Annotated in this window: 19 protein-coding genes and 4 tRNA genes; 10 read left to right on the top strand and 13 right to left on the bottom strand. The window is 61.2% G+C overall.

The genetic code is table 11. The features are described from left to right. The first annotated feature begins 13 nt into the window (after nt 1–13). The 5 genes from WBR57_RS27245 to WBR57_RS27225 are packed head-to-tail and all read left to right on the top strand — an operon-like array spanning nt 14 to nt 4,109. On the top strand, nt 14–820 hold the full coding sequence (locus tag WBR57_RS27245) for an alkaline phosphatase family protein (protein WP_424088272.1): 807 nt from the start codon (nt 14–16) through the stop codon (nt 818–820). Beyond that, the gene (locus WBR57_RS27240; protein ID WP_122541321.1) at nt 817–1,653 is read left to right on the top strand and encodes an ABC transporter permease; all 837 of its coding nucleotides are present in this window, start codon (nt 817–819) and stop codon (nt 1,651–1,653) included. The genes WBR57_RS27245 and WBR57_RS27240 overlap by 4 nt, the downstream gene beginning before the upstream one ends. Next, nucleotides 1,640–2,440 (top strand): ABC transporter permease, encoded by an 801-nt coding sequence (locus WBR57_RS27235; RefSeq protein WP_424088269.1) that lies wholly within the window; start codon nt 1,640–1,642, stop codon nt 2,438–2,440. The genes WBR57_RS27240 and WBR57_RS27235 overlap by 14 nt, the downstream gene beginning before the upstream one ends. Next, a complete protein-coding gene (locus WBR57_RS27230) occupies nt 2,437–3,426 on the top strand; it encodes an ABC transporter ATP-binding protein (protein WP_424088267.1) in 990 nt (329 codons plus the stop codon). The genes WBR57_RS27235 and WBR57_RS27230 overlap by 4 nt, the downstream gene beginning before the upstream one ends. Before the next feature lie 29 nt (nt 3,427–3,455). Beyond that, a complete protein-coding gene (locus tag WBR57_RS27225) occupies nt 3,456–4,109 on the top strand; it encodes an HAD family hydrolase (RefSeq protein ID WP_424088265.1) in 654 nt (217 codons plus the stop codon). A gap of 128 nt (nt 4,110–4,237) precedes the next feature. Here the strand turns inward: WBR57_RS27225 and WBR57_RS27220 are convergent, their stop codons facing one another. Next, on the bottom strand, nt 4,238–5,200 hold the full coding sequence (locus tag WBR57_RS27220; protein ID WP_424088263.1) for a zinc-binding dehydrogenase: 963 nt from the start codon (nt 5,198–5,200) through the stop codon (nt 4,238–4,240). A gap of 138 nt (nt 5,201–5,338) precedes the next feature. On the opposite strand from WBR57_RS27220, the gene WBR57_RS27215 reads away from it, so the two are divergent. Next, nucleotides 5,339–7,420: a carboxy terminal-processing peptidase gene (locus WBR57_RS27215; RefSeq protein ID WP_424088261.1), complete on the top strand. Its 2,082-nt coding sequence runs from the start codon at nt 5,339–5,341 to the stop codon at nt 7,418–7,420. A gap of 118 nt (nt 7,421–7,538) precedes the next feature. After that, a complete protein-coding gene (locus WBR57_RS27210; protein WP_424088260.1) occupies nt 7,539–9,308 on the top strand; it encodes a bifunctional diguanylate cyclase/phosphodiesterase in 1,770 nt (589 codons plus the stop codon). Here WBR57_RS27210 and WBR57_RS27205 read toward each other — a convergent pair. From WBR57_RS27205 to WBR57_RS27190, 4 genes are all read right to left on the bottom strand, one after another. Further along, a complete protein-coding gene (locus tag WBR57_RS27205; protein WP_005786715.1) occupies nt 9,305–9,676 on the bottom strand; it encodes a hypothetical protein in 372 nt (123 codons plus the stop codon). The two genes, WBR57_RS27210 and WBR57_RS27205, sit on opposite strands and share 4 nt — an antisense overlap. Beyond that, nucleotides 9,673–10,011, bottom strand: coding sequence for a helix-turn-helix domain-containing protein (locus WBR57_RS27200; protein ID WP_424088256.1), 339 nt, complete (start codon nt 10,009–10,011; stop codon nt 9,673–9,675). Before WBR57_RS27200 ends, WBR57_RS27205 begins: the two co-directional genes overlap by 4 nt. 109 nt (nt 10,012–10,120) lie before the next feature. Next, a complete protein-coding gene (locus WBR57_RS27195; RefSeq protein WP_424088254.1) occupies nt 10,121–10,576 on the bottom strand; it encodes a YkvA family protein in 456 nt (151 codons plus the stop codon). A gap of 313 nt (nt 10,577–10,889) precedes the next feature. Beyond that, the gene (locus tag WBR57_RS27190) at nt 10,890–11,630 is read right to left on the bottom strand and encodes an FKBP-type peptidyl-prolyl cis-trans isomerase (RefSeq protein ID WP_424088252.1); all 741 of its coding nucleotides are present in this window, start codon (nt 11,628–11,630) and stop codon (nt 10,890–10,892) included. Between the two features lie 270 nt (nt 11,631–11,900). On the opposite strand from WBR57_RS27190, the gene WBR57_RS27185 reads away from it, so the two are divergent. Further along, nucleotides 11,901–13,709, top strand: a complete 1,809-nt coding sequence (locus WBR57_RS27185) for a di-heme-cytochrome C peroxidase (protein WP_424088250.1) — start codon at nt 11,901–11,903, stop codon at nt 13,707–13,709. Next, nucleotides 13,706–14,872, top strand: a complete 1,167-nt coding sequence (locus WBR57_RS27180; protein ID WP_424088248.1) for a catalase family protein — start codon at nt 13,706–13,708, stop codon at nt 14,870–14,872. Before WBR57_RS27185 ends, WBR57_RS27180 begins: the two co-directional genes overlap by 4 nt. Before the next feature lie 230 nt (nt 14,873–15,102). Here the strand turns inward: WBR57_RS27180 and WBR57_RS27175 are convergent, their stop codons facing one another. From WBR57_RS27175 to WBR57_RS27140, 8 genes are all read right to left on the bottom strand, one after another. Continuing rightward, nucleotides 15,103–16,383 carry an MFS transporter gene (locus tag WBR57_RS27175; RefSeq protein ID WP_424088246.1) on the bottom strand — a complete coding sequence of 427 codons (1,281 nt, stop codon included), beginning with the start codon at nt 16,381–16,383 and terminating at the stop codon, nt 15,103–15,105. A gap of 15 nt (nt 16,384–16,398) precedes the next feature. After that, the gene (locus WBR57_RS27170) at nt 16,399–17,334 is read right to left on the bottom strand and encodes a LysR substrate-binding domain-containing protein (protein ID WP_424088244.1); all 936 of its coding nucleotides are present in this window, start codon (nt 17,332–17,334) and stop codon (nt 16,399–16,401) included. Between the two features lie 83 nt (nt 17,335–17,417). Further along, a complete protein-coding gene (locus tag WBR57_RS27165) occupies nt 17,418–19,427 on the bottom strand; it encodes a CocE/NonD family hydrolase (RefSeq protein WP_424088242.1) in 2,010 nt (669 codons plus the stop codon). Nucleotides 19,428–19,508: 81 nt separating this feature from the next. Further along, nucleotides 19,509–21,092, bottom strand: coding sequence for a BCCT family transporter (locus WBR57_RS27160; RefSeq protein WP_424088240.1), 1,584 nt, complete (start codon nt 21,090–21,092; stop codon nt 19,509–19,511). A gap of 323 nt (nt 21,093–21,415) precedes the next feature. Further along, nucleotides 21,416–21,492 (bottom strand) — tRNA-Asp (locus tag WBR57_RS27155). A gap of 19 nt (nt 21,493–21,511) precedes the next feature. Next, nucleotides 21,512–21,587 (bottom strand) — tRNA-Val (locus WBR57_RS27150). A 177-nt stretch (nt 21,588–21,764) separates the two neighbouring features. Next, nucleotides 21,765–21,841, bottom strand: a tRNA-Asp gene (locus tag WBR57_RS27145). A gap of 19 nt (nt 21,842–21,860) precedes the next feature. Further along, a tRNA-Val gene (locus tag WBR57_RS27140) sits at nt 21,861–21,936 on the bottom strand. A 159-nt stretch (nt 21,937–22,095) separates the two neighbouring features. On the opposite strand from WBR57_RS27140, the gene rdgC reads away from it, so the two are divergent. Further along, nucleotides 22,096–23,016: a recombination-associated protein RdgC gene (gene rdgC / locus WBR57_RS27135; RefSeq protein ID WP_424088239.1), complete on the top strand. Its 921-nt coding sequence runs from the start codon at nt 22,096–22,098 to the stop codon at nt 23,014–23,016. Nucleotides 23,017–23,061: the final 45 nt, after the last annotated feature.

Here is a 23,061-nt window from a genome sequence, read left to right as displayed (position 1 = left end):
AGCGCCAGCCCCCATGAAGCACAATGTCATCCTTGTGGTGCTCGACGGCCTCAACTTCGAGGTTGCGCGGCACGCCATGGGACACTTGCAGGCCTATGTCGGCGCAGGACGCGCAGCCCTCTACACCCTGGAATGTGAACTGCCCGCGCTGTCCCGCCCATTGTATGAGTGCATCCTCACCGGCGTGCCACCGATCCAGAGCGGCATCGTGCACAACAACGTCTCGCGCCTGTCCAACCAGCGCAGCATTTTCCATTACGCCACCGAGGCCGGCCTTACCACCGCAGCGGCGGCTTACCACTGGGTGAGCGAGTTGTACAACCGCACGCCCTTCCTCGCCGCCCGTGATCGTCACACCGACGACAAGGCGCTGGCGATCCAGCACGGGCTTTTCTACTGGAATGACCATTACCCGGATTCGCACCTGTTCGCCGACGCCGAAAGCCTGCGCCGCACACACGCGCCGAATTTCCTGGTGGTGCACCCGATGAATATCGACGACGCCGGCCACAAGCACGGCCTCGACACCCCGCAATACCGCAACAGCGCACGCTCGGCCGACATCATCCTGGCCGACTACCTGCAATCCTGGCTCGATGCCGGTTACCAGGTGCTGGTGACCGCTGACCACGGCATGAACAATGATCGCTCCCATAACGGCCTGTTACGGGAAGAGCGCGAAGTGCCGCTGTTTGTCCTCGGCGATGCCTTCAGCCTGGACGCGAATGCCGCGCCGAAACAGACCGACCTTTGCGGCACCGTCTGCGAACTGCTGGGCGTGCGCCACGACAAACCTGTGTGCCGGGAGCTGTTGAAATGACCCGCAGCAAATGGCTGGCGCTGCTTTGCCTGGTGCCCTTCGCGCTGTTCTTTATCGTGTTCGAAATCGCCCCGCTGGTCTGGGTGCTGATCAACAGCCTGCAAACCGAAGAATCCGGCTGGGGCCTGGACAACTTCACGCGGATCTTCAGTTCGAAGTTCTACCTGCAAGCGATCCAGTTCAGCCTGGAGATCAGCTTCTACTCGAGCATCTTCGGGATCATCATCGCCACCCTGGGCAGTTACTCACTGCGCCGAGTGGATTCGCCGCTGCGCAACTTCGTCACCGCCTTCGCCAACATGACCAGCAACTTTGCCGGCGTGCCGCTGGCCTTTGCGTTCATTATCCTGCTGGGCTTCAACGGCAGCATCACCATCATGCTCAAGCAGGCGGGGATCATTCAGGACTTCAACCTGTACTCCAAAACCGGCTTGATCATCCTTTATACCTACTTCCAGATTCCCCTCGGCGTGCTGCTGCTTTACCCCGCATTCGATGCGCTGCGCGAGGACTGGCGCGAGTCGGCGGCGTTGCTCGGCGCCAACGGCTGGGACTTCTGGCGGCATATCGGCCTGCCGGTGCTCACCCCTGCCCTGCTCGGCACCTTCGTGATCCTGCTGGCCAACGCCCTGGGCGCCTATGCCACGGTGTACGCGCTGACCACCGGCAACTTCAACGTGCTGCCGATTCGTATCGCCGGTCTGGTGTCGGGGGATGTGTCGCTCGACCCGAACATGGCCAGCGCCCTGGCCGTGGTGCTGGTGGCGCTGATGACCGTGGTCACCGTGGTCCATCAACTGCTGCTCAAGAGGAGCTACCATGTCTCGCGCTGAAGCCGGCCCGGCCTCCCTCTACCACCGCGTGGTGGTGTACCTGTTGTTTGCGATCCTGGTGCTGCCGCTGATCGGCACGTTCGTCTACTCGATTGCCAGCAGTTGGTGGGCGACCATCCTGCCCGCCGGTTTTACCCTGAAGTGGTACGTGCAACTGTGGAGCGACCCGCGCTTCCTGATCGCCTTCGGCCAGTCATTGCTGGTGTGCGTGGGCGCGCTGGTCCTGTCGGTGCTGCTGATCCTGCCGCTGCTGTTCGTGGTGCATTACCACTTTCCCAGGCTCGATGCGCTGATGAACATCCTGATCCTGCTGCCGTTTGCGGTGCCGCCGGTGGTGTCGTCGGTGGGCCTGCTGCAACTCTACGGCTCGGGGCCGCTGGCGATGGTGGGTACGCCGTGGATTCTGATCGGCTGCTACTTCACGGTGGCGCTGCCGTTCATGTACCGCGCGATCACCAACAACCTGCAAGCCATCAACCTGCGCGACCTGATGGACGCCTCGCAACTGCTCGGCGCCAGCACCTGGCAGGCGGCAATTTTCGTGGTGCTGCCGAACCTGCGCAAAGGCCTGATGGTGGCGCTGTTACTGTCGTTCTCGTTCCTGTTCGGCGAGTTCGTGTTCGCCAATATCCTGGTGGGCACGCGCTATGAAACCCTGCAGGTGTACCTGAACAACATGCGCAACAGCAGCGGCCATTTCACCAGTGCCGTGGTGATTTCCTATTTCTTCTTTGTGCTGGTGCTGACCTGGGCCGCCAACATCTTGAACAAGGACAAAAGCCAATGAGCTTCGTCAGCGTCCAACACCTGCAAAAAAGCTACGCCGGCACGCCGGTGTTCAGCGATATCAACTGCGAAATCGCCAAGGGCGAGTTCGTCACCCTGCTCGGCCCCTCCGGCTGCGGCAAGTCGACCTTGTTGCGCTGCATCGCCGGCCTGACCTCGGTGGACAGTGGGAAAATTCTGCTCGATGGGCAGGACATCGTGCCGCTGAGCCCACAGAAGCGCCATATCGGCATGGTGTTCCAGAGCTATGCGCTGTTCCCCAACATGACCGTGGAGCAGAACGTCGCGTTCGGCTTGCGCATGCAAAAGGTCAATGCCGACGACAGCCACAAACGCGTGCAGGAAGTACTGCAACTGGTGGAGCTCAAGGACCTGGCCGGCCGTTACCCGCACCAGATGTCCGGCGGCCAGTGCCAACGGGTTGCCCTGGCCCGCTCCCTGGTCACCCGCCCGCGCCTGTTGCTGCTGGATGAACCGCTGTCGGCGCTGGATGCGCGGATTCGCAAGCACCTGCGCGAGCAGATCCGCCAGATCCAGCGCGAGCTGGGCCTGACCACGATTTTCGTCACCCATGACCAGGAAGAAGCCCTGACCATGTCGGACCGGATTTTCCTGATGAATCAGGGAAAGATCGTGCAGAGCGGCGATGCCGAGACCCTTTACACTGCGCCAGTGGACGTATTCGCCGCCGGATTTATCGGCAACTACAACCTGCTGGATGCCGACAAGGCCAGCCAGTTGCTGCAACGGCCGGTCAGCGGGCGCATTGCGATTCGCCCGGAGGCCATCGAGCTGAGCCGCAGCGGCGAACTCGACGCGCTGGTGCGCAGCCACAGCTTGCTCGGCAACGTGATTCGCTACCGCATCGAAGCGCGTGGCGTGGAATTGGTGGTGGACGTACTCAACCGCTCGGCCGGCGACCTGCACCCGGACGGCCAGCGTCTGGCACTTTCCATCGACCCGAGTGCGCTGTGTGAAGTAGCCTGATGCAACGATTTATTGAGAGAGCGTGACGGATGGCATTGGTAATTTTTGATTTGGACGACACCCTGATCCACGGCGACTGCGCCACCCTGTGGAGCGAGCAGATGGGCCGCCTGGGCTGGGTCGACCCCGAATCGTTCATGCGCAGGAACAACGAGCTGATGGACGCCTACGGCCAGGGCAAGCTGGCTATGGAAGACTTCATGGACTTCAGCCTGGAGCCGATGATCGGCCGTACCCCGGAAGAAATCGAGCACTTGGTGGAGCCATGGGTCGAGGACGTTATCGAACCGCTGATCTACAGCGACGCCACCAAGACTATCGCCCGCCACCGTGCGAATGGCGACCGGATCCTGGTGATTTCCGCTTCGGGCACACACCTGGTCACGCCGATTGCCGCGAGAATCGGCATCGACGAGGTGCTGGGGATTGATCTGGAGGTCGGTCATGGTGTGTACAGCGGGCGCACGGTCGGCGTACTCACCTATCGCGAAGGCAAGATCACGCGCTTGTTGGAATGGTTGGAGCAGGAAGGTGAAACACTGGAGGGCGCGTATTTCTATTCGGATTCGCGCAATGATTTGCCGTTGCTGTTGAAGGTGGATCACCCGCAGGTGGTGAACCCTGACCCGGTGTTGCGCGAGCAGGCTGAGCAGGCCGGCTGGCCGATTCATCACTGGGTCTGACTCAATCGAGATTCCGATGTGGGAGGGGGCTTGCTCCCGATGGTGGTGTGTCAGATGAAACATTCTTCACTGATCCACCGTCATCGGGGGCAAGCCCCCTCTCACATTGACTGCATTTCAAATTGAAATCAGGCCAGGCTTTCGTCAATCACCAACACCAACTTCCCGGAAATCTGATTACTCGCCAGTGCCTCGAACGCCGCCTCGGCGTCCTTGATCGGGAAGGTCTTCGCCAGTTGCGGCCTCAGCCGCCCTTCGACAAACAACGGCCAGACATGCTGGCTCAAATCACTGAACAGATCCGCCTTGAACTGATCGCTGCGGCTGCGCAGGGTCGAGCCGAGCAACTGAATACGCTTGCCGAGCACTTGGGCCAGGTCCAATTGCGCCTCGCGGCCGCCCATCAGGCCGATCAACACCCAGCGGCCGTCCAAGGCCAGCAGCTTGAGGTCCAGCGCTGCATAGTTGCCGCCGACCGGGTCGAGGATCACATCGAATGGCCCGAAATCCCGCAGCCCGTCGATGCCGTCGGTACGGACTACGCCGCCTTGGGCGCCCAAGGCTTCGCAGTACGCCAGGCGCTCTGCCGAGCCGACACTGACCCAGCAAGGGCTGCCAAACGCTTTGCACAGCTGGATCGCCGCCGAGCCCACGCCACTGGCACCCGCGTGCAGCAGAACTTTCTCACCGGGTTTCAGGCCCGCCAGCTGGAACAGGTTGAGCCAAGCCGTGCTGTACACCTCAGGCAAGGCCGCCGCTTCAACCAGCGACAAACCTTCAGGCACCGGCAGCACATGGCGTGCGTCCACCACCACGTCTTCGGCCATGCCACCGCCGGCCAGCAGCGCGCAGACGCGGTCGCCGACTTGCCAGGACGAGCCCGCGCCGACTTCGCTGATCACCCCGGAACACTCCAGGCCGAGTACATGGCTGGCGCCGGCCGGTGGCGGATACAGACCCGCGCGCTGCAATAAATCGGCGCGATTCAGGCCCGCAGCCGCCACACGAATGCGAACTTGGCCTACATCGCAGGTAGGACTTGGTTCTTCCAACCACTCCACATGACCTTCAACGCCTTGCAATGCTTTCACAGTGCCTCCATAGTGAGTCTGGACTGAGCCCGTAGCTGTAGCATCGGGTTTTTTGCATTATGCGACCGGACCATATGGAACCGGCTCCCTCAAAGACGGCCTAATATGCGTTATCAATTGCCCCCGCGTCGAATCAGCATGAAGCATTTGTTCCCCAGTACCGCCCTCGCTTTTTTCATTGGTCTCGGCTTCGCGTCGATGTCGACCAATACGTTCGCAGCCAACAGCTGGGACAATCTTCAGCCTGATCGCGATGAGGTGATTGCCAGCCTTAACGTCGTCGAGTTGCTCAAGCGTCATCACTACAGCAAGCCGCCGCTGGACGACGCTCGCTCGGTGATCATCTATGACAGCTACCTCAAGCTGCTGGACCCGTCGCGCAGCTACTTCCTGGCCAGCGATATCGCTGAGTTCGACAAGTGGAAGACCCAGTTCGACGACTTCCTCAAGAGCGGCGACCTGCAGCCCGCGTTCACCATCTACAAGCGTTACCTGGACCGTGTCAAAGCGCGTCTGGACTTCGCCCTGGGTGAGCTGGACAAAGGCGTCGACAAGCTCGACTTCACTCAGAAGGAAACCCTTCTGGTGGACCGCAAGGACGCCCCTTGGCTGACCAGTAACGCCGCGCTCGACGACCTGTGGCGCAAACGCGTCAAGGACGAAGTGCTGCGCCTGAAGATCGCCGGCAAAGAGCCCAAGGCCATCCAGGAACTGTTGACCAAGCGCTACAAGAATCAGCTGGCACGTCTGGACCAGACCCGTGCCGAAGATATCTTCCAGGCTTACATCAACACCTTCGCGATGTCCTACGACCCGCACACCAATTATCTGTCGCCGGATAACGCGGAAAACTTCGATATCAACATGAGTCTGTCGCTGGAAGGCATCGGTGCCGTCCTGCAAAGCGACAATGACCAGGTCAAGATCGTGCGTCTGGTGCCCGCAGGTCCGGCGGACAAGACTAAGCAGGTCGCCCCGGCCGACAAGATTATCGGTGTGGCCCAAGCCGACAAAGAGATGGTCGATGTGGTCGGCTGGCGCCTGGACGAAGTGGTCAAGCTGATCCGTGGACCGAAAGGCAGCGTGGTGCGCCTGGAAGTGATCCCGCACACCAATGCGCCGAACGACCAGACCAGCAAGATCGTGTCCATCACCCGTGAAGCGGTGAAGCTCGAAGACCAGGCCGTGCAGAAGAAAGTCCTCAACCTCAAACAGGATGGCAAGGACTACAAGCTGGGCGTGATTGAAATCCCGGCCTTCTACCTGGACTTCAAGGCGTTCCGCGCCGGTGACCCGGACTACAAGTCCACCACCCGTGACGTCAAGAAGATCCTGACAGAACTGCAGAAGGAAAAAGTCGACGGCGTGGTCATCGACCTGCGCAACAACGGCGGCGGTTCCCTGCAGGAAGCCACCGAGCTGACCAGCCTGTTTATCGACAAGGGCCCGACCGTGTTGGTACGCAACGCTGACGGCCGCGTCGACGTGCTTGAAGACGAGAACCCAGGTGCCTTCTACAAAGGCCCGATGGCGCTGCTGGTCAACCGCCTCTCGGCTTCGGCTTCGGAGATTTTCGCCGGCGCCATGCAGGACTATCACCGTGCACTGATCATCGGCGGCCAGACCTTCGGTAAAGGCACCGTGCAGACCATTCAACCGCTGAACCATGGCGAGCTGAAACTGACCCTGGCCAAGTTCTACCGGGTTTCCGGCCAGAGCACCCAGCATCAGGGCGTCCTGCCGGATATCGATTTCCCGTCGATCATCGACACCAAGGAAATCGGCGAAAGCGCCCTGCCGGAAGCCATGCCGTGGGACACCATCCGCCCTGCGATCAAGCCGGCATCGGACCCGTTCAAGCCATTCCTGGCGCAGTTGAAGGCTGACCACGACACGCGCTCCGCCAAGGATGCCGAGTTCGTGTTTATCCGCGACAAGCTGGCCTTGGCCAAGAAGCTGATGGAAGAAAAAACCGTCAGCCTTAACGAAGTGGATCGTCGCAAGCAGCACACCGACATCGAAAACCAGCAACTTGTCCTGGAAAACATCCGCCGCAAGGCCAAGGGTGAGGATCCACTCAAGGAGCTGAAGAAAGAAGATGAAGACGCGCTGCCGACCGAAGCTGAAAAAACCAAGCCGGAAGACGACGCCTACATGGCCGAGACAGGCCGGATCCTGCTGGACTACCTGAAAATCAGCAAGCAGGTGGCCAAGCAGTAAATGATGGCGATTTAGTCTGATCACCCCCCGGAGTGTCATCATATAGACATCATTCTGTCGTGAAATGAAGGACCGCTGGCATTGAGCCTGCGGTCCTTTTTTTTCGATCGAGATCGCCATGACCATGACCGAACAGCTGAGTGCACTGGGCTCTATCCTGGCTCAAGGCAGTTTGCACAGCCTGTTCCAACCGATCATTTGCCTGTCCGAGCGGCGCATCCTTGGCTATGAAGCCCTAAGCCGTGGCCCCTCCAACAGCCCACTGCACTCCCCCGTCGCCCTGTTCTCCGTAGCCAGCCATGCGGGGCGCCTCAGTGAACTGGAGATCGCCTGCCGCGAAAGCGCGTGCCGACGCTTCAGCGAACAGAAGCTGCCGGGCAAGCTGTTTCTGAATATCTCGCCGGAATCCCTGATGGAGACCGCGCACCAACCGGGGCGCACCCTGCAACTGCTGCGCGATTTCGGGATCCCGCCGAGCCAGGTGGTGATCGAACTCACCGAGCAAACACCTACCGACGACTTCGACCTGCTGCAAACCGCCTTGCACCATTACCGTGACATGGGCTTTGCCATCGCGCTCGATGACTTGGGGGCCGGCTATTCCAGCCTGCGGCTGTGGTCGGAGTTGCGGCCGGATTACGTGAAGATCGACCGGCACTTTATCGACGGTATCCATCAGGACGCGCTCAAACGCGAATTCGTCGGCTCCATCCTGCAAATCGCCAGGGCCTCCCGTGCGCAGGTAATTGCCGAGGGCATCGAGCTGCCCGAAGAGCTGGCGGTACTCACTGAAATGGGGGTCGACCTGGTCCAGGGCTACTTGCTCTGCCGTCCGCAAGAGCATCCGCCGCAGGAGGCTCGCTTGATGCTGCCCAAGCCGGACAACGCCAACATCGCCCCCAGCGAAGAAGCCAGCGACCTCAGCGGGCTGCTCAGCGAACAACCGGCGGTGGACCAGGACACCGCCACCGCCCAGGTGCTGGAGTCGTTCCGGCGCCAGGCCAACCTCAATTCGCTGGCGGTGCTGGATGGGCGCGGTCACCCGGTTGGCATCGTGCATCGGCATTCGCTGTCAGACGCCCTGCTCAAGCCGTTCGCCACCGACCTGTTCGCGCGCAAGCCCATCAGCCGCTTGATGAGCACCGATTTTCTGGCCGTGGAGTTGAGCCAGTCCCTGCAGCAAGTCAGCCGCCTGCTCACCAGTCGCGCACGCCAGCGCATCGAAGAAGACTTCATCATTACGCTCAATGGCGACTACCTAGGCCTGGGCCGAGTGATCGATGTGCTCAAGCTGATCACCGAGCTGAAGATCCAACAGGCCCGTTATGCCAACCCGCTGACCCTGTTGCCGGGCAATGTGCCGATTCAGCAGTGCCTGACGCGGTTGTTGCAGCAACAGCGCGAGTCGGTGATCTGCTACGTGGATATCGACAGCTTCAAACCGTTCAACGATATCTACGGCTACGGGCGCGGGGATGAGGTATTGCTGTGCCTGGCGCAGTGCCTTAACGACCGGGTAGACCCGAGCCGCGACTTTGTCGGGCATATTGGCGGGGATGACTTTTTGCTGGTGCTGGGGCCGCAGGACTGGCGCAAACGGCTTAACCAGTTGCTGGATGATTTCCACACCCAATGCCGACGTTTTTACCGTGCCGAGCACTTGGACGCCGGCTGCTTTGTGGCGTTGAACCGCCAGGGTGTGCGCCAGGAGTTTGCGTTGTTGTCGCTGTCCATCGGCGTGGTGCATTTATATCCACAGGCCTGTGGACAACTCGATGCCAGCCAGTTGGCGGAGCTGGCCTCGCAGGCCAAGCACCATGCCAAGGATATGGCCGGCTACAGCATTCATGTGATCGACAGCATGGATATGCTGTCCCAACCGCTTTAGGCCTCGGCGGATTCCGGGTACTCGTATTCGAACACCCGCACCACTTCCGAGGCGTGCCAGGAGGCTGCGGCCACGCCGTCAGACGGCCCGCTGAAACGCCCCAGGCGCTCCACGCACTCGAAAAACCCGGTACGCGGCAGGCGGCTGGCGCCCTGGCTGATCACCAGGGAGCTGCGCAATGGCTGCTCGGCCTTGGCGTCCAGTGCAGCCAGGTGTTCAAGGGCGGCGGCCAGGGTCTGCATGGCCGGCGTGGGAAATTGCAGGCGTTCCAGCAGCGCGCGGTAGGTCAGCAGATGGCGCTGGCGGCGCGCCTGGTCCAGCTCGTTAAGCAACCCATCCCAGTGTTGACGGCTGATACGTAGGCTCAAGATTCATCCCTCCAACCTGCAACGCCCAATTCCCAGGCCAGGCTGCGGCGGATCGCGGCATCCGGCTGGCGCTCACCACTTTCGATCAATCCAAGATACGAGGGGCTGATACCCACGGTGCGTGCCAGGGTCTCGATGGCCAAGCCCTTGGTTTCGCGCAAGCCGCGCAGGTCCGCGAGTGGGCGCAGGTCCTGTTTGGGGGCGGCCTGGGCAGAAGCAGTAGAAGGCGATTTAGGTTGTTGCTGACCGGCAGCTTTTAGCAGCGCCTGATACTGGTCCCACGGCAGAACCGCGTATTCGGGTTCGCCATTGCGTGAAATTATCTGAATATCCATGACTGCCCCGTAGGATAACAACACTTACTAAGTAAGCACTTTCCTTAAGCACCTTCCTCGAGAGTGTAATCCTAACAGCCACAAAGGTCGCAGGGGGATATAAGAGTCGTCAGTTTTTTTGTGGGCTTTCCCGGGTCAGCAGCTCGGGCGTCGCCGGCAACCTCTCAACCACGGCCAGCTTCTCCGGGCGCTGCGCGTCACGCCAGGCGCGAAAGGCGCTCAATTCGCCATCCAGGGTCTTCATGACCCACGCCAGCACGGCGATGTCATCGAGCATGCCGAACATCGGGATAAAGTCCGGGATCGCGTCAATCGGGCTGAGAAAGTACATCAGCCCCGCCACCACCGAAATCAGTGCCTTGGGGCTGATCGCCCGGTACTCACCGCGCCAGTAGGCCAAGCATAGAGCCTGCAGCAACTTGAGATCATCCTTGAGCTTGCCCAGGCGGTTGCCCTGGCTCGAGCCCTTGGCGGCGACGGCGAACAACAGCGTCGGCAAACGCCCACGGCCCAGGAGACGGGCGGCCATAGGCAAGAAACGGGTGAAATTGAAGGGTGGTTTCATTCGTCACTCCAGTTCCAGGCGACATAAAAGGTTATCCACACAAATTGTGGATAACCTTGTGAACAGAGCCTATTTTCAAGGCTGAAAGCCGCGAATTACAAGGCTTTCAGTCAGATCGGGCGTTTTTTGCGCACATTAAAAAAACCCAAGATTTCATTGACTTGGCGCTGATGTGCGGCTACCCGTACTCGAGTCTTTTATCAGACTGTTTCAGATTGCAGGCGTTCGGTTGGATTTGTACAGGTTCAATTTTTGAAAGATCCAGAAACAACAACGCCCCGTCGAGACGGGGCGTTGAATGTTCAGGCGCCGATTACTTTTTGGCGGCTGGTGCAGCAGGTGCGTCAGGGGCTTCAGCCTTGGCTGGGTCCTTGATGGCCAGCAGCTCCAGGTCGAAGACCAGTACCGAGTTGGCCGGGATAGCCGGGCTCGGGCTCTGGGCGCCGTAAGCCAGGTCGGATGGGATGTACAACTCGACCTTCTCGCCGACGTGCATCAGTTGCAGACCTTCGACCCAACCTGGAATCACGCCGCTGACCGGCAGGTCAATCGGGCTACCACGGTCCACGGAGCTGTCAAAGGTAGTGCCGTTGGTGAGCTTGCCGGTGTAGTGAACAGTCACCACGTCAGTCGGCTTAGGCTGAGGGCCATCGGCTTTCTTGGTGATCTTGTACTGCAGACCGGAAGCGGTGGTGACTACGCCGTCTTTCTTGGCATTTTCTTCGAGGAATTTCTTGCCGGCGGTTGCCGACTCTTCGCTCATCTTGGTCATACGTTCTTCAGCACGCTTCTGCAGTGCCGCAAACGCTTCAACCAGCTCGTCGTCTTTGAGCTTCTGCTCTTTCTTGCCGACGGCATCTTCGATGCCTTGGGCTACTGCCTTGGAATCCAGGTCATCCATGCCTTCCTGAGCAAGGCTCTTGCCCATGTTCAGGCCGATGCCGTAGGAAGCTTTCTGCGCCGGGGTTTTCAGCTCTACGCTGGTCTGCGAATCACAACCCGCAAGTACCAGGCTAACCAGGGCCACCGCCGCCGCCAACCGATGCTGTTTCATGCTATTTCCTTGTTCATGCGCCAAAAGGGCATTTGAATAAAGTCGCGAGCTTATCAGGCGGCCACGACCAATGGCTACCGGCATGTGAGCAGGAAACTTCCGATAAGTTCACGTGTTTAAAAGCATTTTCATTCATTATGGAGGCCCGCGAAGGATCGCGGGACCGCCTACCTCCAGGCTCATGGCCACTTGCCGCGTTGATGGCGTAGTGGCATAACAACGCCACGCCTCGGCAAGGCCGAGACGAGGGTTCAGACAAGGATAGTTATCTTGCGCATTTTTTCCCGCGTTTTACTCCTGATACTCATCGCACTGGGCCTGCTCCTGGCCGTGGTGCTCTATTACGTGGTCAATCCGAAGCTCCCGGACTACGCACCCGTGCAGCAGGTGCACTACCAGGACCAATGGAGTGCGGCCGACCGCCAGACCTATTACTTCACGCCCCAGGGCACCCAGGTAAAGGGCTTGCATTACGACTGGTTTACCGCCCTGGAGCTGCCGTTTTCCGGGCGACGCTTCGCCACGCCGGAGTATCTGGCGCGTTTTGGTTTCCTGGTCGACCCCCAGCAGGTGCCCACCAAGCAAAACCCCGGCAACCTGCCCGTAGGGTTCGCCCGGCACAGGAATGCCGACAGCAACGTCGAGTACCTGGACATCACGTGCGCCGCCTGCCACACCGGCGAGCTGCACTACAAGGGCCAGGCCCTGCGCGTCGACGGCGGCTCGGCCCAGCACGTGTTGCCGTCCAGCGTACCCACCCTGCGCGGTGGCAGTTTCGGCCAGGCCCTGGTCGCCAGCCTTGCCGCGACGTATTACAACCCATGGAAATTCGAGCGCTTTGCACGCAAGGTGCTGGGCGATCAATACGACGCCCAACGCAGCCAGCTGCGCCAGGACTTCAAGCAGTCACTGAACCAGTTTCTAAAGGTCGCCTGGAACGACACCCATCGCGGCCTCTACCCCACCGAGGAAGGCCCGGGGCGCACCGACGCATTTGGCCGCATCGCCAATGCCAGTTTCGGCGACGCGATTTCCCCGGATAACTACCGGGTTGCCAATGCGCCGGTGGACTACCCGCACCTGTGGGATATCTGGACCTTCGACTGGGTGCAATGGAACGGCTCGGCCCAACAGCCGATGGTGCGCAATATCGGCGAAGCCCTCGGCGTGGGCGCTACCCTGACTTTTTTCGACAGCGCCGGCCAGCCGCTTCAGGGCGATGCACGCTACCCCTCAAGCGTGCGGGTGCGCGACCTCAACCTGATCGAAGAAAGCCTGCAACGCCTCAAGCCACCGACCTGGCCCGAGGACGTATTCGGCGCCATCGACAAACCGCTCGCCGCGCAAGGCCGCGCGCTGTTCGCCGAGAACTGCGCCGGCTGCCATGTGCCCGCGGTTTCTCAGGAAGACGGCCGCCCGGTGCAGCACCTTAAGATGCTCCCCCTGGACTACATCGGCACCGACCCCGGCACCGCCAGCAACATTGCCGACCGGCGCTACGACCTCAGCGCACTGCAATGGGACATGGCGGAGTTGGCCAGGATGAACGTCGACCTGCACCCCGCGCCCACCGAGCCGCTGGACGTGGAAAAAATCTCGGTGGCCAAGGGCCTGGCCTATGTCACCGCATTTGTCGAGGACCACGCCTACCGCGCCGCCGGCGTTACTCCCGCCGAGCGTCCGCGCCTGGATGGCTTTGGTCTGTCCATTGGCGTACGCGAGTTACGCGCCTACAAGGCCCGCCCGCTGGCCGGCGTGTGGGCCACCCCGCCGTTCCTGCATAACGGCTCGGTGCCGACGATCTACCAATTGCTCTCGCCCCAGGACGAGCGCAGCACCACTTTCTATAAAGGCACCTTCGACTACGATCCGCGCCACCTGGGCTTCGAGACCGCAGCGTTCAAGAATGCCTTTCTGTTCGATACCAAAATCACCGGCAATCACAACAGCGGCCACGAATTCCGTGCCGGCGCACGCGGCAATGGCGTCATCGGCCGTGGCCTGCTGCCGCAGGAACGCTGGGCGCTGCTGGAATACCTGAAAGTGCTGGGCGGCCCACTGGAGCAACAATTGCCATGATTATCCGATCTCAATACAACCAACGCTCCCTACTCGCCCGCCTCTGGCTGCGCCTCGGCGCATTTCTCGGCAAGACCCTGCTGTGGCTGGTGGGCCTGGGCCTGCTTGGCTGGCTCGCCGCCACGGTTTGGTACGCCTGGCAACACAGTGGCCCGGTGTCACCAAACGAGCAGGTCCCCGCCGGCGAAGCGGCCATGACCCAAGGCATCATCCAGACGGCGGTGCGCATCGTCGACCAGCACCGCGAAGGCACGCGCTACCTGCGCGATGCCCACGCCAAGGCGCATGGGTGCGTGAAGGCTGAAGTCAACGTGCTGGCCGATCTCGACCCGGCGCTGCGCCAGGGCGTGTTTGCCGAGCCGGGCAAAACCTGGCAGGCGCTGATACGCCTGTCCAACGGCAACGCCTACCCGCAGTTCGACAGCATCCGCGATGCGCGGGGCATGGCGCTCAAGCTGCTGGAGGTGCCGGGCAAACAGCTGCTGGCCGACCAACAAACGCGCACCGAACAGGACTTCGTGATGTTCAGCCACCCGAACTTTTTTGTCAGTGACGTAGCGGAATACGCGCAGAACATCGGCGCGCAAGCGGATGGCAAAAAAGTCCTGGCGTTCTTCCCCAAGCTCGACCCGCGCAGCTGGCAGGTGCGCCACCTGTTTATCGCCCTGGCGACCCTGGCCCCCGCGCCGGCCAGCCCGACGCAGACCACCTATTTTTCGGTATCGCCCTACAAGTTCGGCACGGCCAACGCCAAGTTCCGCGTCGCGCCCGACCCGCAAAGCTGCCCGGAATACGCCCTTCCCAAGCAGAATCAGGACCTGCCGAACTTCCTGCGCAGCGCCTTGAACCAGCAGCTGTCCACCGACCGCGTTCCGGCGTGTTTCGTGTTGCAGATCCAGCGGCAGAACCCGCAGACGTTCATGCCGCTCGAGGACACCAGCATTGAATGGAAGGAGAGCGACGCGCCGTTCGAAACGGTGGCCAAGGTGCGTATCCCGGCGCAGGATTTCGATACGCCGGAGCAGAACCTGGCGTGCGACAACCAGTCGTTCAACCCCTGGTTCGGTGTCGCCGAGCACCGCCCCATCGGCGGCATCAACCGCTTGCGCAAGGCGGTGTACGAAGCGGTGAGCGAGTACCGCCACAGCCGTAACGCCCCGTAAAGAGTGCGTAACGATAGGCCCGGCGTCGTAAGGTTTGCGTCGGGTCTATTGAGCCGCTTTCGCCGCGCCTCTACCGTGAAGACCTACCCCATCACGTAGGAAAGTTCACCGTGGAAAGCTCAACCCTCGGCATGCTCGTACTGACCCTCATCGCCGTGTTCGGCGCCGCCTCGTTTTGCTTCGAGCACCTGGCTACGCGCCAGCCGCGCAAGAAAAAAGCCAAGTAGACGTCAGGGCTTGCCGCCGGCCGGCGGATCGTTGATCACCAGTTCTTCGGGGATTTCATCCACGCGGGGGTCGAGCACTACAGCCATGCCGCCCATTGGATGTTCAGGCATGGCGACGTGGTGCAATGGCGCCCCTTCGACCAAGTATTCACCCGTGACCTTCTTCGGTTGCACGCGCCAGATCAGCAACAGCGCGCAGGCCGAAAACAGCATGTAAAAGGCGCCGTGCCCGTAGCTGTTCATCAGCGCGCCGCTGAGCATCGGCCCCAGGCTGGCGCCAATGCCGTGGGTGGCGAGCATCATTGCACTCAACGGCACACGCCGGGGTTGCTCGACGTTGTCGTTGGCCAGCGCCACCGCCAGCGGGTAAAGGGTGAACAGCAGCAAACCGCTGAGGAAGCCGAACACCAGCAGCCAGGCATACGGCAGTTGCACCAGCCCCCACAACGGAATCACCAACAGGCCCAAGGCCAGCGCGCAGGCGCGAATCAGCCGCGAGCGGTCGATGCGGTCCGACAGCCAGCCGATCGGCCACTGGCCGCACAGCCCGGCAAAAATCGACACGGCGACAAAGGTACTCGCCTGCCCGGTGCTCAGGCCGTTGCGAGTGGCGAACACCGGTGCCAGCGCATAAAACGCGCCGATCATCAGGCCTGTCACAAACACCGTGGTCAGCGCCTGCGGCACGCGCTGCCAGAAAAACCCGACTTCCAGCGGCGCCGCCACCAGCTTGGCCGGGTGCAAGCGCTTGGTCATGGTCACCGGCAGCAGGCACGCGGCAAAGCAGATCGCGACGATCACCAGCGGCTTGAAATCCAGCTCCGGGCGCGAGATCAACACGCCCTGCCCCAGCATCAGGCCCAGGGACACCGCCACCATATAGCCGGCAAACACCGCGCCGCGCTGGTTGTTTTCCGCCTGCTCGTTCAGCCAACTCTCGATGACCATGTATTGGTTCATCATCACCAGGCCCATTACAAATCGCAGCACCAACCAGAACGCCAACTGCTCGAACAGCACATGCAGCAGCACGATAATGGTGGCGGCGCCGGCACAGGCGACATACGAGCGCACATGCCCGACGCCGGCAATCATGCGGTGGCCGAACTTGGCGCCGCAGACCATGCCGCCGTAGTACGCCGCCGTCAGCGCGCCGATCCACACCTCGTTGATGCCCTGGCTGCTCAGGCGCAGGCCGATAAAACTGAAAAACAGCCCGTTGCCGGTGAGCATCAGGATGGTGGCGCTGTACAGCGCAGGAAAGGTCAGGAAAGTCAGGTTCATGAGGGCAGTCGGCGGTTAAAGGGAGGCATTCAAGTCGCGGGTGTGGGCCAGCAACCACTGGCGAAAACTGCGCGCCGCCGACGGCGGGTTGCGGTGATGGGGTTGCATCAAGTGCAGGCGACCACGGCTGTGCATGCTGTGCGGCAGGGCCATTTGCAGGCGGCCGGCGGCCAGCTCGCCCGTCAGCAGGCTCCTCCAGCCCAGGGCGACGCCGTGCCCCATGACCGCCGACTGCATCAACAACTGATAGCTGTTGGTGCGCAACGCGTGGCGCGGGGTGTGGTACTGGGCACCGCCATCGGCGAACCAGTCAGTCCAGGTCAACCAGTCGTGGTGGTGGTCCTCGACGATCAGCAGGGTATGGGCGTAGAGCAAGTGTTGCAGATCGTGAATCGGCCCGTGCCGCTCGATGTAGCCAGGGCTGCACACGGCAATTACCTGCTCGCGGTCGAACACCGGCGCCAACTCCAGGCCGTGGGGCGCCGGCAGCTCATCGAGGTGATAGAACAGGCCCAGGTCATATTCGTTGACGTCCAGGTGGCTCGGGCTTTCGCTGCACAGGATGCGGATATCCAGGTCCGGGTGCTCGCGCTGGAATTGCGGCAGCAGGCCGGCAAGCCAGATCGAGCTGATGGTCGGCGTACTGGCCAGGGTCAATTGGCGGTCGGCACCGCGACGGCGCAATTCGGCGGACTCACGGTCGAGTTCGCGCAACAGACGCTGGATGGTACGAAAGTAGCGCAGCCCCGCCGGCGTCAGGCTCAACCCTTGGGCCAGCCGATAAAACAGCGGGCGGGCCAGGTCTTCTTCCAGGCGTTTGACCTGGCGGCTGACCGCGCTCTGGGTCAGGTTCAGTTCATGGGCGGCTTGGGTAAAGCTCAAATGGCGCGCAGCCGCTTCGAAGGTCTGCAGACAGTTGAGTGGCGGAAGATCGACGTTTCGGCGCGACATGAAGAGTCCCAATAGCAGAAACCGGCCCAGGGGTGCCTGGGCCCGCAGAGATCACGTTGGCCGGTATCCTGCCAGTTGCTCACTCACAGCGCGACCCTGGCCACGCGTTTGCTCCATTGCCGACGATGTTCCAGCTGGCCATTTTCCCAGGCCGTCTGCTCCGCTTCCACGTAGAACCACTCGGCGTCGGCGTGCACGCTGAGGCGGCTTTCCACTTCTACAGCCCAGGCGTCGCGGCTGACAGCGTAGTGCCACTGGATATCAGCACGGGTCGACAGCGGGTCCCACGGCAACACGCGATATTGCTCGGTGCAACGCTGGTCCACGGACAAACCATGCTCGGTAAAGCGCATCGCGCCCAAGTCGTCCTCGATTTTCACGCAGACTTCGCCGCTGCCGACGTCTTCGATCAAGGTGCGTTTCGGTGCCGCGGCGCGCAGCACGTCGAGGGCGGCCGGGGTGGCCGCTTGCGGCGTCTCGAATGGGCAGTCCACCGCTTGGCCGGTGAAGATCGGCAGTTGCAGGCTTTGCACGCTCGGCAGCAAGGTCAGGGTGGTCAGCTCGCGGCTCGGCCACAGCAGCGGGAAACTCGCGGTGCTCAGCGCCAGGCGCAGACGGTAGCCGGCGGGCAAGCGCATGCCGATATGGTCGAGGTTCAGGTGCACGTCCATCGCCTGGCCCGGCACGACCGGCGTCACGTGGGAAAAGTCCTCGCGCAGAGTGAGATTGAGCACGCCATAGCTGATCTGGGTGACTTGCCCGTCCGGCGCTACCGCGTTCAGGCGCGCGACCAATTGCCCGCAGGTGGTGTCACTGGCCAGGCGCAACCTGAGTCGCGCATCGCCAAGCAGTGCCAGGGGTTCGGTCAGCGGTTGCGAGTCAAAGCACAGCGAGTGGGCGTCATCGCGGCGCTGGTCCGTCGGGCCGTCGGGGCCAAACCAGATGGCGCAGTACTCGCCCTGGTGCAGGCCGGTGGTCAGCGGCGAGCACACACTGCGCTCAGTGGCCAACGCCTGGTTGCCGGGGCTGAGGCCGTGATCATCGAGGCTGAAATCGGTCCACTGCACCTGTGCGTCCGGCCACCCCGACGTCTGCACCCAAATGCCCGGCCGCTCGGCGTAACTGCCCTTGGGCGGCAGAATATCCTGTAGGTAAAAAGTACAGGCTGCGTCGTCCATCACCCCATTTTCGATGCCCTTCAGCCAGTGATCCCACCAGCGCTTTGCTTCTTGCAGGAAGCCGATGGCCGGGTTGGGCACGGCAAAATGCGGGTACTTGTGAATCCACGGGCCGATCATCGCCTTCTTCGGCCCCGGCAAGTGCTGCATCATGCGCGACACTGTATTGCGGTAGGCATCGCCCCAACCGCCTACGGCGTACACCGCTGCCTTGATCTTCGAATAGTCCTCACACACCGAGCCATGGCGCCAGTAGTCATCGCGGGTCTGGTGCTGCAGCCAGGTTTCGGCGAGCAACGGCATGGCTTCCAGGCGTTGCTGCCAGAGGGTTCTCCAGGCCTCGCCGACCAGCGCGGGGTCAGGCACCGCGGCGCTGAAATTGAGCATGGTCGCGGCCCAGCCGAAGTTCTCCATCAGCAGGTTGCCGCCTTTGTAATGGATATCGTCGGCGAAGCGGTCATCGGTGGAGCACAGGGTAATGATCGCTTTCAACGCCTCGGGCTGGCGAGCCGCGACTTGCAGGCCGTTGAAGCCGCCCCACGAGATGCCCATCATGCCGACCTTGCCGTCACACCAGGGTTGCTGGCACAGCCAGTCAATCACTTCGAGGGCGTCGTCCTGTTCCTGCAGCAGGTATTCATCGGCCATCAACCCCTGGGATTCGCCATTGCCGCGCATGTCCACGCGCACACAGACATAGCCCTGCCCCGCCATCCACGGATGGGTCAGCGCATCACGCACGGCGGTGCCGTCGCGCTTGCGGTATGGCAGGTATTCGAGGATCGCCGGGAAGGCCTGCAAACCGGCGACGTCCGGCAGCCAGATGCGTGCGGCCAGTTGGGTGCCGTCCTTGAGGGGGATCAGGCAGTGCTCGATTTCACGGACCTTGTAGGCAAACTCGGTAACGATTTCCATCGATAACTCCAAAATTTATTGCGAACAAACGACTCCCCTGCGCTCGTCGCGGAGCGCAGGGAGGCACACAGGATTGATGACTCAGCGGGCGAATTGCGCGACCGGGCTTGCGCCGCGCGGCCCGGGGTCAGCGGCTGGCTGCAGGCTTTTTACATCCAGCAGCGCCGGATTCTTCAGCCAGAAGATCAGCGAGGTACTGGCCAGCAACACCAGGATCATGCCCGGCAAACCGCCGAGGTTGGAGAGCATCTTCACGCCGTCGATGCCGACAAAGGCGACCATCACCCACGACACTGTGCCGATGATCACGCCCCACACAATCTTCAGCATCGGGTTGCCGTCGAGGTCGGAATCGGCGGTCACGCCTTTGCTGCACAGGTTGGCGATTACGTCGGTGCTCGAGTCTGCCGCCGTGACGAATGAGATGAACGCCACGAACAGCAGGAACGCGATCATCAAGCCGCTGGCCGGCAGTTGCTGGAACATCTGGTACAGCACGTGCTCCACGCCCTGCTCGTTCAGCACGCGATTGAGGCTGCCGTCGCCCAGCGCGTCGAAGTACAGGCTGGTGCCGGAAAAGATGCAGATCCAAATCGCGGTAAACAGTGCCGGGTAGAGCATGTTGATATGGATGAACTCGCGCACGGTGTAGCCCCGGCCGATCTTGCCGAGGAACAGCGCACTCACCGGCGCCCAGGCGAACCACACCGACCAGTAGAACACCGTCCAGCTCTGCGGCCAGGTGTCGCCACTGGCGGCACCGGTGAACAGGCTGCGGCTGAAGAACGTGTCGAGGTAAACACCGAGGGATTCGACGCCGAGGCTGAACATGTACAGGGTCGGCCCGCACAGCAGCACGAACAGCCCCAGCGCCAGCATGATCCAGGTGTTGAACGAGGACAGCATCACAATCCCGCGCTGCAGGCCGCTGGCCGCCGAAGCGACAAACGTGATGACGATGATTGCGATGATGATCGCCAGGCGAAACGGCGTGGTTTCGCCGCCGATGTATTGGCTCAGGCCGCCCGCCAAAGTCAGTGCGCCGGTGCCCAGGGACGAGGCCATGCCGGCCACCAGGGCGAACATCGCCAGGGTGTCGATCAGCCCGGCGTAGCGCTTGACCCGCGCCGCGCCCAGCAAGGGTTCGAGCATGGCGCCAATCGAAAAGTTACTGCGACGGTTATAGAACACCAGCGCAAACACCAGCGAGGGCACCAGGTAAATCGCGTAGGGGGTAATGGTCCAGTGCAGGAACATCGTCGACATAGCAAAGCTTTTTGCTGCTGAACTGCCCGCTTCGATCGGCAGGCTGGAGGGAGGCGCGTAGAGATGGTAGAGCGGCTCGGCGGTGGTCCAGAACAGCACGCCCACCGCCAGCGTGGTGCACAGCGCCACCATGAACCAGCGCCATTTGCTCAGCAATGGCTGAGCGTCTTCGCCACCGATGCGCACCTTGCCCAGTGCGGAGAAGTAAACGATAGCGGTCAGCACCACCATGGCAAACGAGCCCGCACTGAACAACCACGAGAAGTTCTTGAGGATCACGCCATTGAGCTGTTTGCTGATCGCCAGGAACGCATCCAGGTCAATGTAGCTGGCGACTACCGCCGCCAGCAGGATCAGGAACGTTGGCCAAAACACCAACGGACGTAAAGGATATTTCATCGAGTGCCATTCCCCTTGCAGACTATTTTTATCGCCTCGAAAGGCCATTGTTGGAGAGCGGGCACCGCAGCATCCTGCTGCCGGTAGCTCGCCTGGAAGTCTTCGCGTGGCTATAGATAACCGTTTAAGCGGCAAGTGGCGCAATCGACCAATGGGCATGGGGGTATTCCCCCACGTCATGACGCACCAGCACAGTTCAGGGCGAGTATGCAGTGCACAACGGCAATGCGCAGGGAGGCTGAATCGCAGGCAAAAAAAAGCCCGCTCAGATGAGCGGGCTTTCTTGTGGTGACCTGGCGTTCAGCGTTCCAGGTAACCGAATATGGCGCAGCGGACGGGACTCGAACCCGCGACCCCCGGCGTGACAGGCCGGTATTCTAACCGACTGAACTACCGCTGCGCGTAACACGTGAAGCGAATGGTGGGTGATGACGGGATCGAACCGCCGACCCTCTGCTTGTAAGGCAGATGCTCTCCCAGCTGAGCTAATCACCCTTCGTTTCGGTGTGGGCGCATCATACACCAAAAAATCGTAATGTCTTGATTTAAATGCAATTTATCTAAAAAAAGTTTACCGCACGACTTTTTGCCATATTTCGGGCAGAAAAAAGCCCGCGATTAAGCGGGCTTTCTTTTGGTGACCTGGCGTTCAGTATTCCAGGTTACCGAATATGGCGCAGCGGACGGGACTCGAACCCGCGACCCCCGGCGTGACAGGCCGGTATTCTAACCGACTGAACTACCGCTGCGCGTAACACATGAAGCGAATGGTGGGTGATGACGGGATCGAACCGCCGACCCTCTGCTTGTAAGGCAGATGCTCTCCCAGCTGAGCTAATCACCCTTCGTTTCGGTGTGGCGCGCATTCTACGGAGCGACCCTGGGTCTGGCAAGCACTTTCTTAAATCTTTTTTTTGAGGCCTTCCAATGGCTTAGGCAGGGTTGGCCTCAGGCGCTATCAAGAGAATAATGCCCCCCTTTGTATAAAGGAGAGACTCACCCCATGTGGTTCAAGAACCTGCTTATCTATCGCCTGACCCAAGATCTGCCTGTTGATGCCGAGGCGTTGGAAGCGGCCATGGCCACCAAACTGGCGCGCCCATGTGCCAGCCAGGAGTTGACCACTTACGGTTTCGTCGCGCCTTTTGGTAAAGGTGAAGACGCTCCCCTGGTTCACGTCAGCGGTGACTTCCTGCTGATCGCCGCGCGCAAGGAAGAACGTATCCTGCCGGGTAGCGTGGTGCGTGATGCACTGAAAGAGAAAGTCGAAGAGATCGAGGCCGAGCAAATGCGCAAGGTCTATAAAAAGGAACGCGACCAGATCAAGGATGAAATCATCCAGGCCTTCCTGCCGCGCGCCTTTATCCGTCGCTCGTCGACCTTCGCCGCCATCGCGCCGAAACAGGGCCTGATCCTGGTCAACTCGGCCAGCCCGAAACGCGCCGAAGACCTGCTGTCGACCCTGCGTGAAGTGATCGGCACCCTGCCGGTACGCCCACTCACGGTGAAAATCGCACCGACCGCGATCATGACCGACTGGGTCACCACCCAGAAACCGGCGGATGATTTCTTCGTGCTCGACGAGTGCGAACTGCGCGACACCCATGAAGACGGCGGCATTGTGCGCTGCAAGCGCCAGGACCTGACCGGCGAAGAGATCCAGCTGCACCTGACCACCGGCAAGGTGGTGACCCAACTGTCTCTGGCCTGGCAGGACAAGCTGTCGTTCATGCTCGACGACAAGATGACCGTCAAGCGCCTGAAGTTCGAAGACCTGCTGCAAGACCAGGCGGAACAGGACGGCGGTGAAGAAGCCCTGGGCCAACTGGACGCCAGCTTTACCCTGATGATGCTGACGTTCGGTGATTTCCTGCCGGCGCTGATCGAAGCGTTGGGCGGCGAAGAAACCCCGCAGGGCATCTAAAGCCATGTGAAGATCAACATGTGGGAGCGGGCTTGCTCGCGAAGA

It is taken from the genome of Pseudomonas sp., assembly GCF_049590575.1.
In the GTDB taxonomy this organism is placed as follows: Bacteria; Pseudomonadota; Gammaproteobacteria; order Pseudomonadales; family Pseudomonadaceae; genus Aquipseudomonas.
The sequence above is the reverse complement of the archived record's forward strand: the minus strand, read 5'-3'. Positions and strand labels throughout refer to the sequence as shown.

Coding starts and splice junctions, on each gene's coding strand:
- WBR57_RS27245 (WP_424088272.1), top strand. CDS start 14: ATGAAGCACAATGTCATCCTTGTGGTGCTCGACGGCCTCAACTTCGAG.
- WBR57_RS27240 (WP_122541321.1), top strand. CDS start 817: ATGACCCGCAGCAAATGGCTGGCGCTGCTTTGCCTGGTGCCCTTCGCG.
- WBR57_RS27235 (WP_424088269.1), top strand. CDS start 1,640: ATGTCTCGCGCTGAAGCCGGCCCGGCCTCCCTCTACCACCGCGTGGTG.
- WBR57_RS27230 (WP_424088267.1), top strand. CDS start 2,437: ATGAGCTTCGTCAGCGTCCAACACCTGCAAAAAAGCTACGCCGGCACG.
- WBR57_RS27225 (WP_424088265.1), top strand. CDS start 3,456: ATGGCATTGGTAATTTTTGATTTGGACGACACCCTGATCCACGGCGAC.
- WBR57_RS27215 (WP_424088261.1), top strand. CDS start 5,339: ATGAAGCATTTGTTCCCCAGTACCGCCCTCGCTTTTTTCATTGGTCTC.
- WBR57_RS27210 (WP_424088260.1), top strand. CDS start 7,539: ATGACCATGACCGAACAGCTGAGTGCACTGGGCTCTATCCTGGCTCAA.
- WBR57_RS27200 (WP_424088256.1), bottom strand. CDS start 10,011: ATGGATATTCAGATAATTTCACGCAATGGCGAACCCGAATACGCGGTT.
- WBR57_RS27195 (WP_424088254.1), bottom strand. CDS start 10,576: ATGAAACCACCCTTCAATTTCACCCGTTTCTTGCCTATGGCCGCCCGT.
- WBR57_RS27190 (WP_424088252.1), bottom strand. CDS start 11,630: ATGAAACAGCATCGGTTGGCGGCGGCGGTGGCCCTGGTTAGCCTGGTA.
- WBR57_RS27180 (WP_424088248.1), top strand. CDS start 13,706: ATGATTATCCGATCTCAATACAACCAACGCTCCCTACTCGCCCGCCTC.
- WBR57_RS27175 (WP_424088246.1), bottom strand. CDS start 16,383: ATGAACCTGACTTTCCTGACCTTTCCTGCGCTGTACAGCGCCACCATC.
- WBR57_RS27170 (WP_424088244.1), bottom strand. CDS start 17,334: ATGTCGCGCCGAAACGTCGATCTTCCGCCACTCAACTGTCTGCAGACC.
- WBR57_RS27165 (WP_424088242.1), bottom strand. CDS start 19,427: ATGGAAATCGTTACCGAGTTTGCCTACAAGGTCCGTGAAATCGAGCAC.
- WBR57_RS27160 (WP_424088240.1), bottom strand. CDS start 21,092: ATGAAATATCCTTTACGTCCGTTGGTGTTTTGGCCAACGTTCCTGATC.
- rdgC (WP_424088239.1), top strand. CDS start 22,096: ATGTGGTTCAAGAACCTGCTTATCTATCGCCTGACCCAAGATCTGCCT.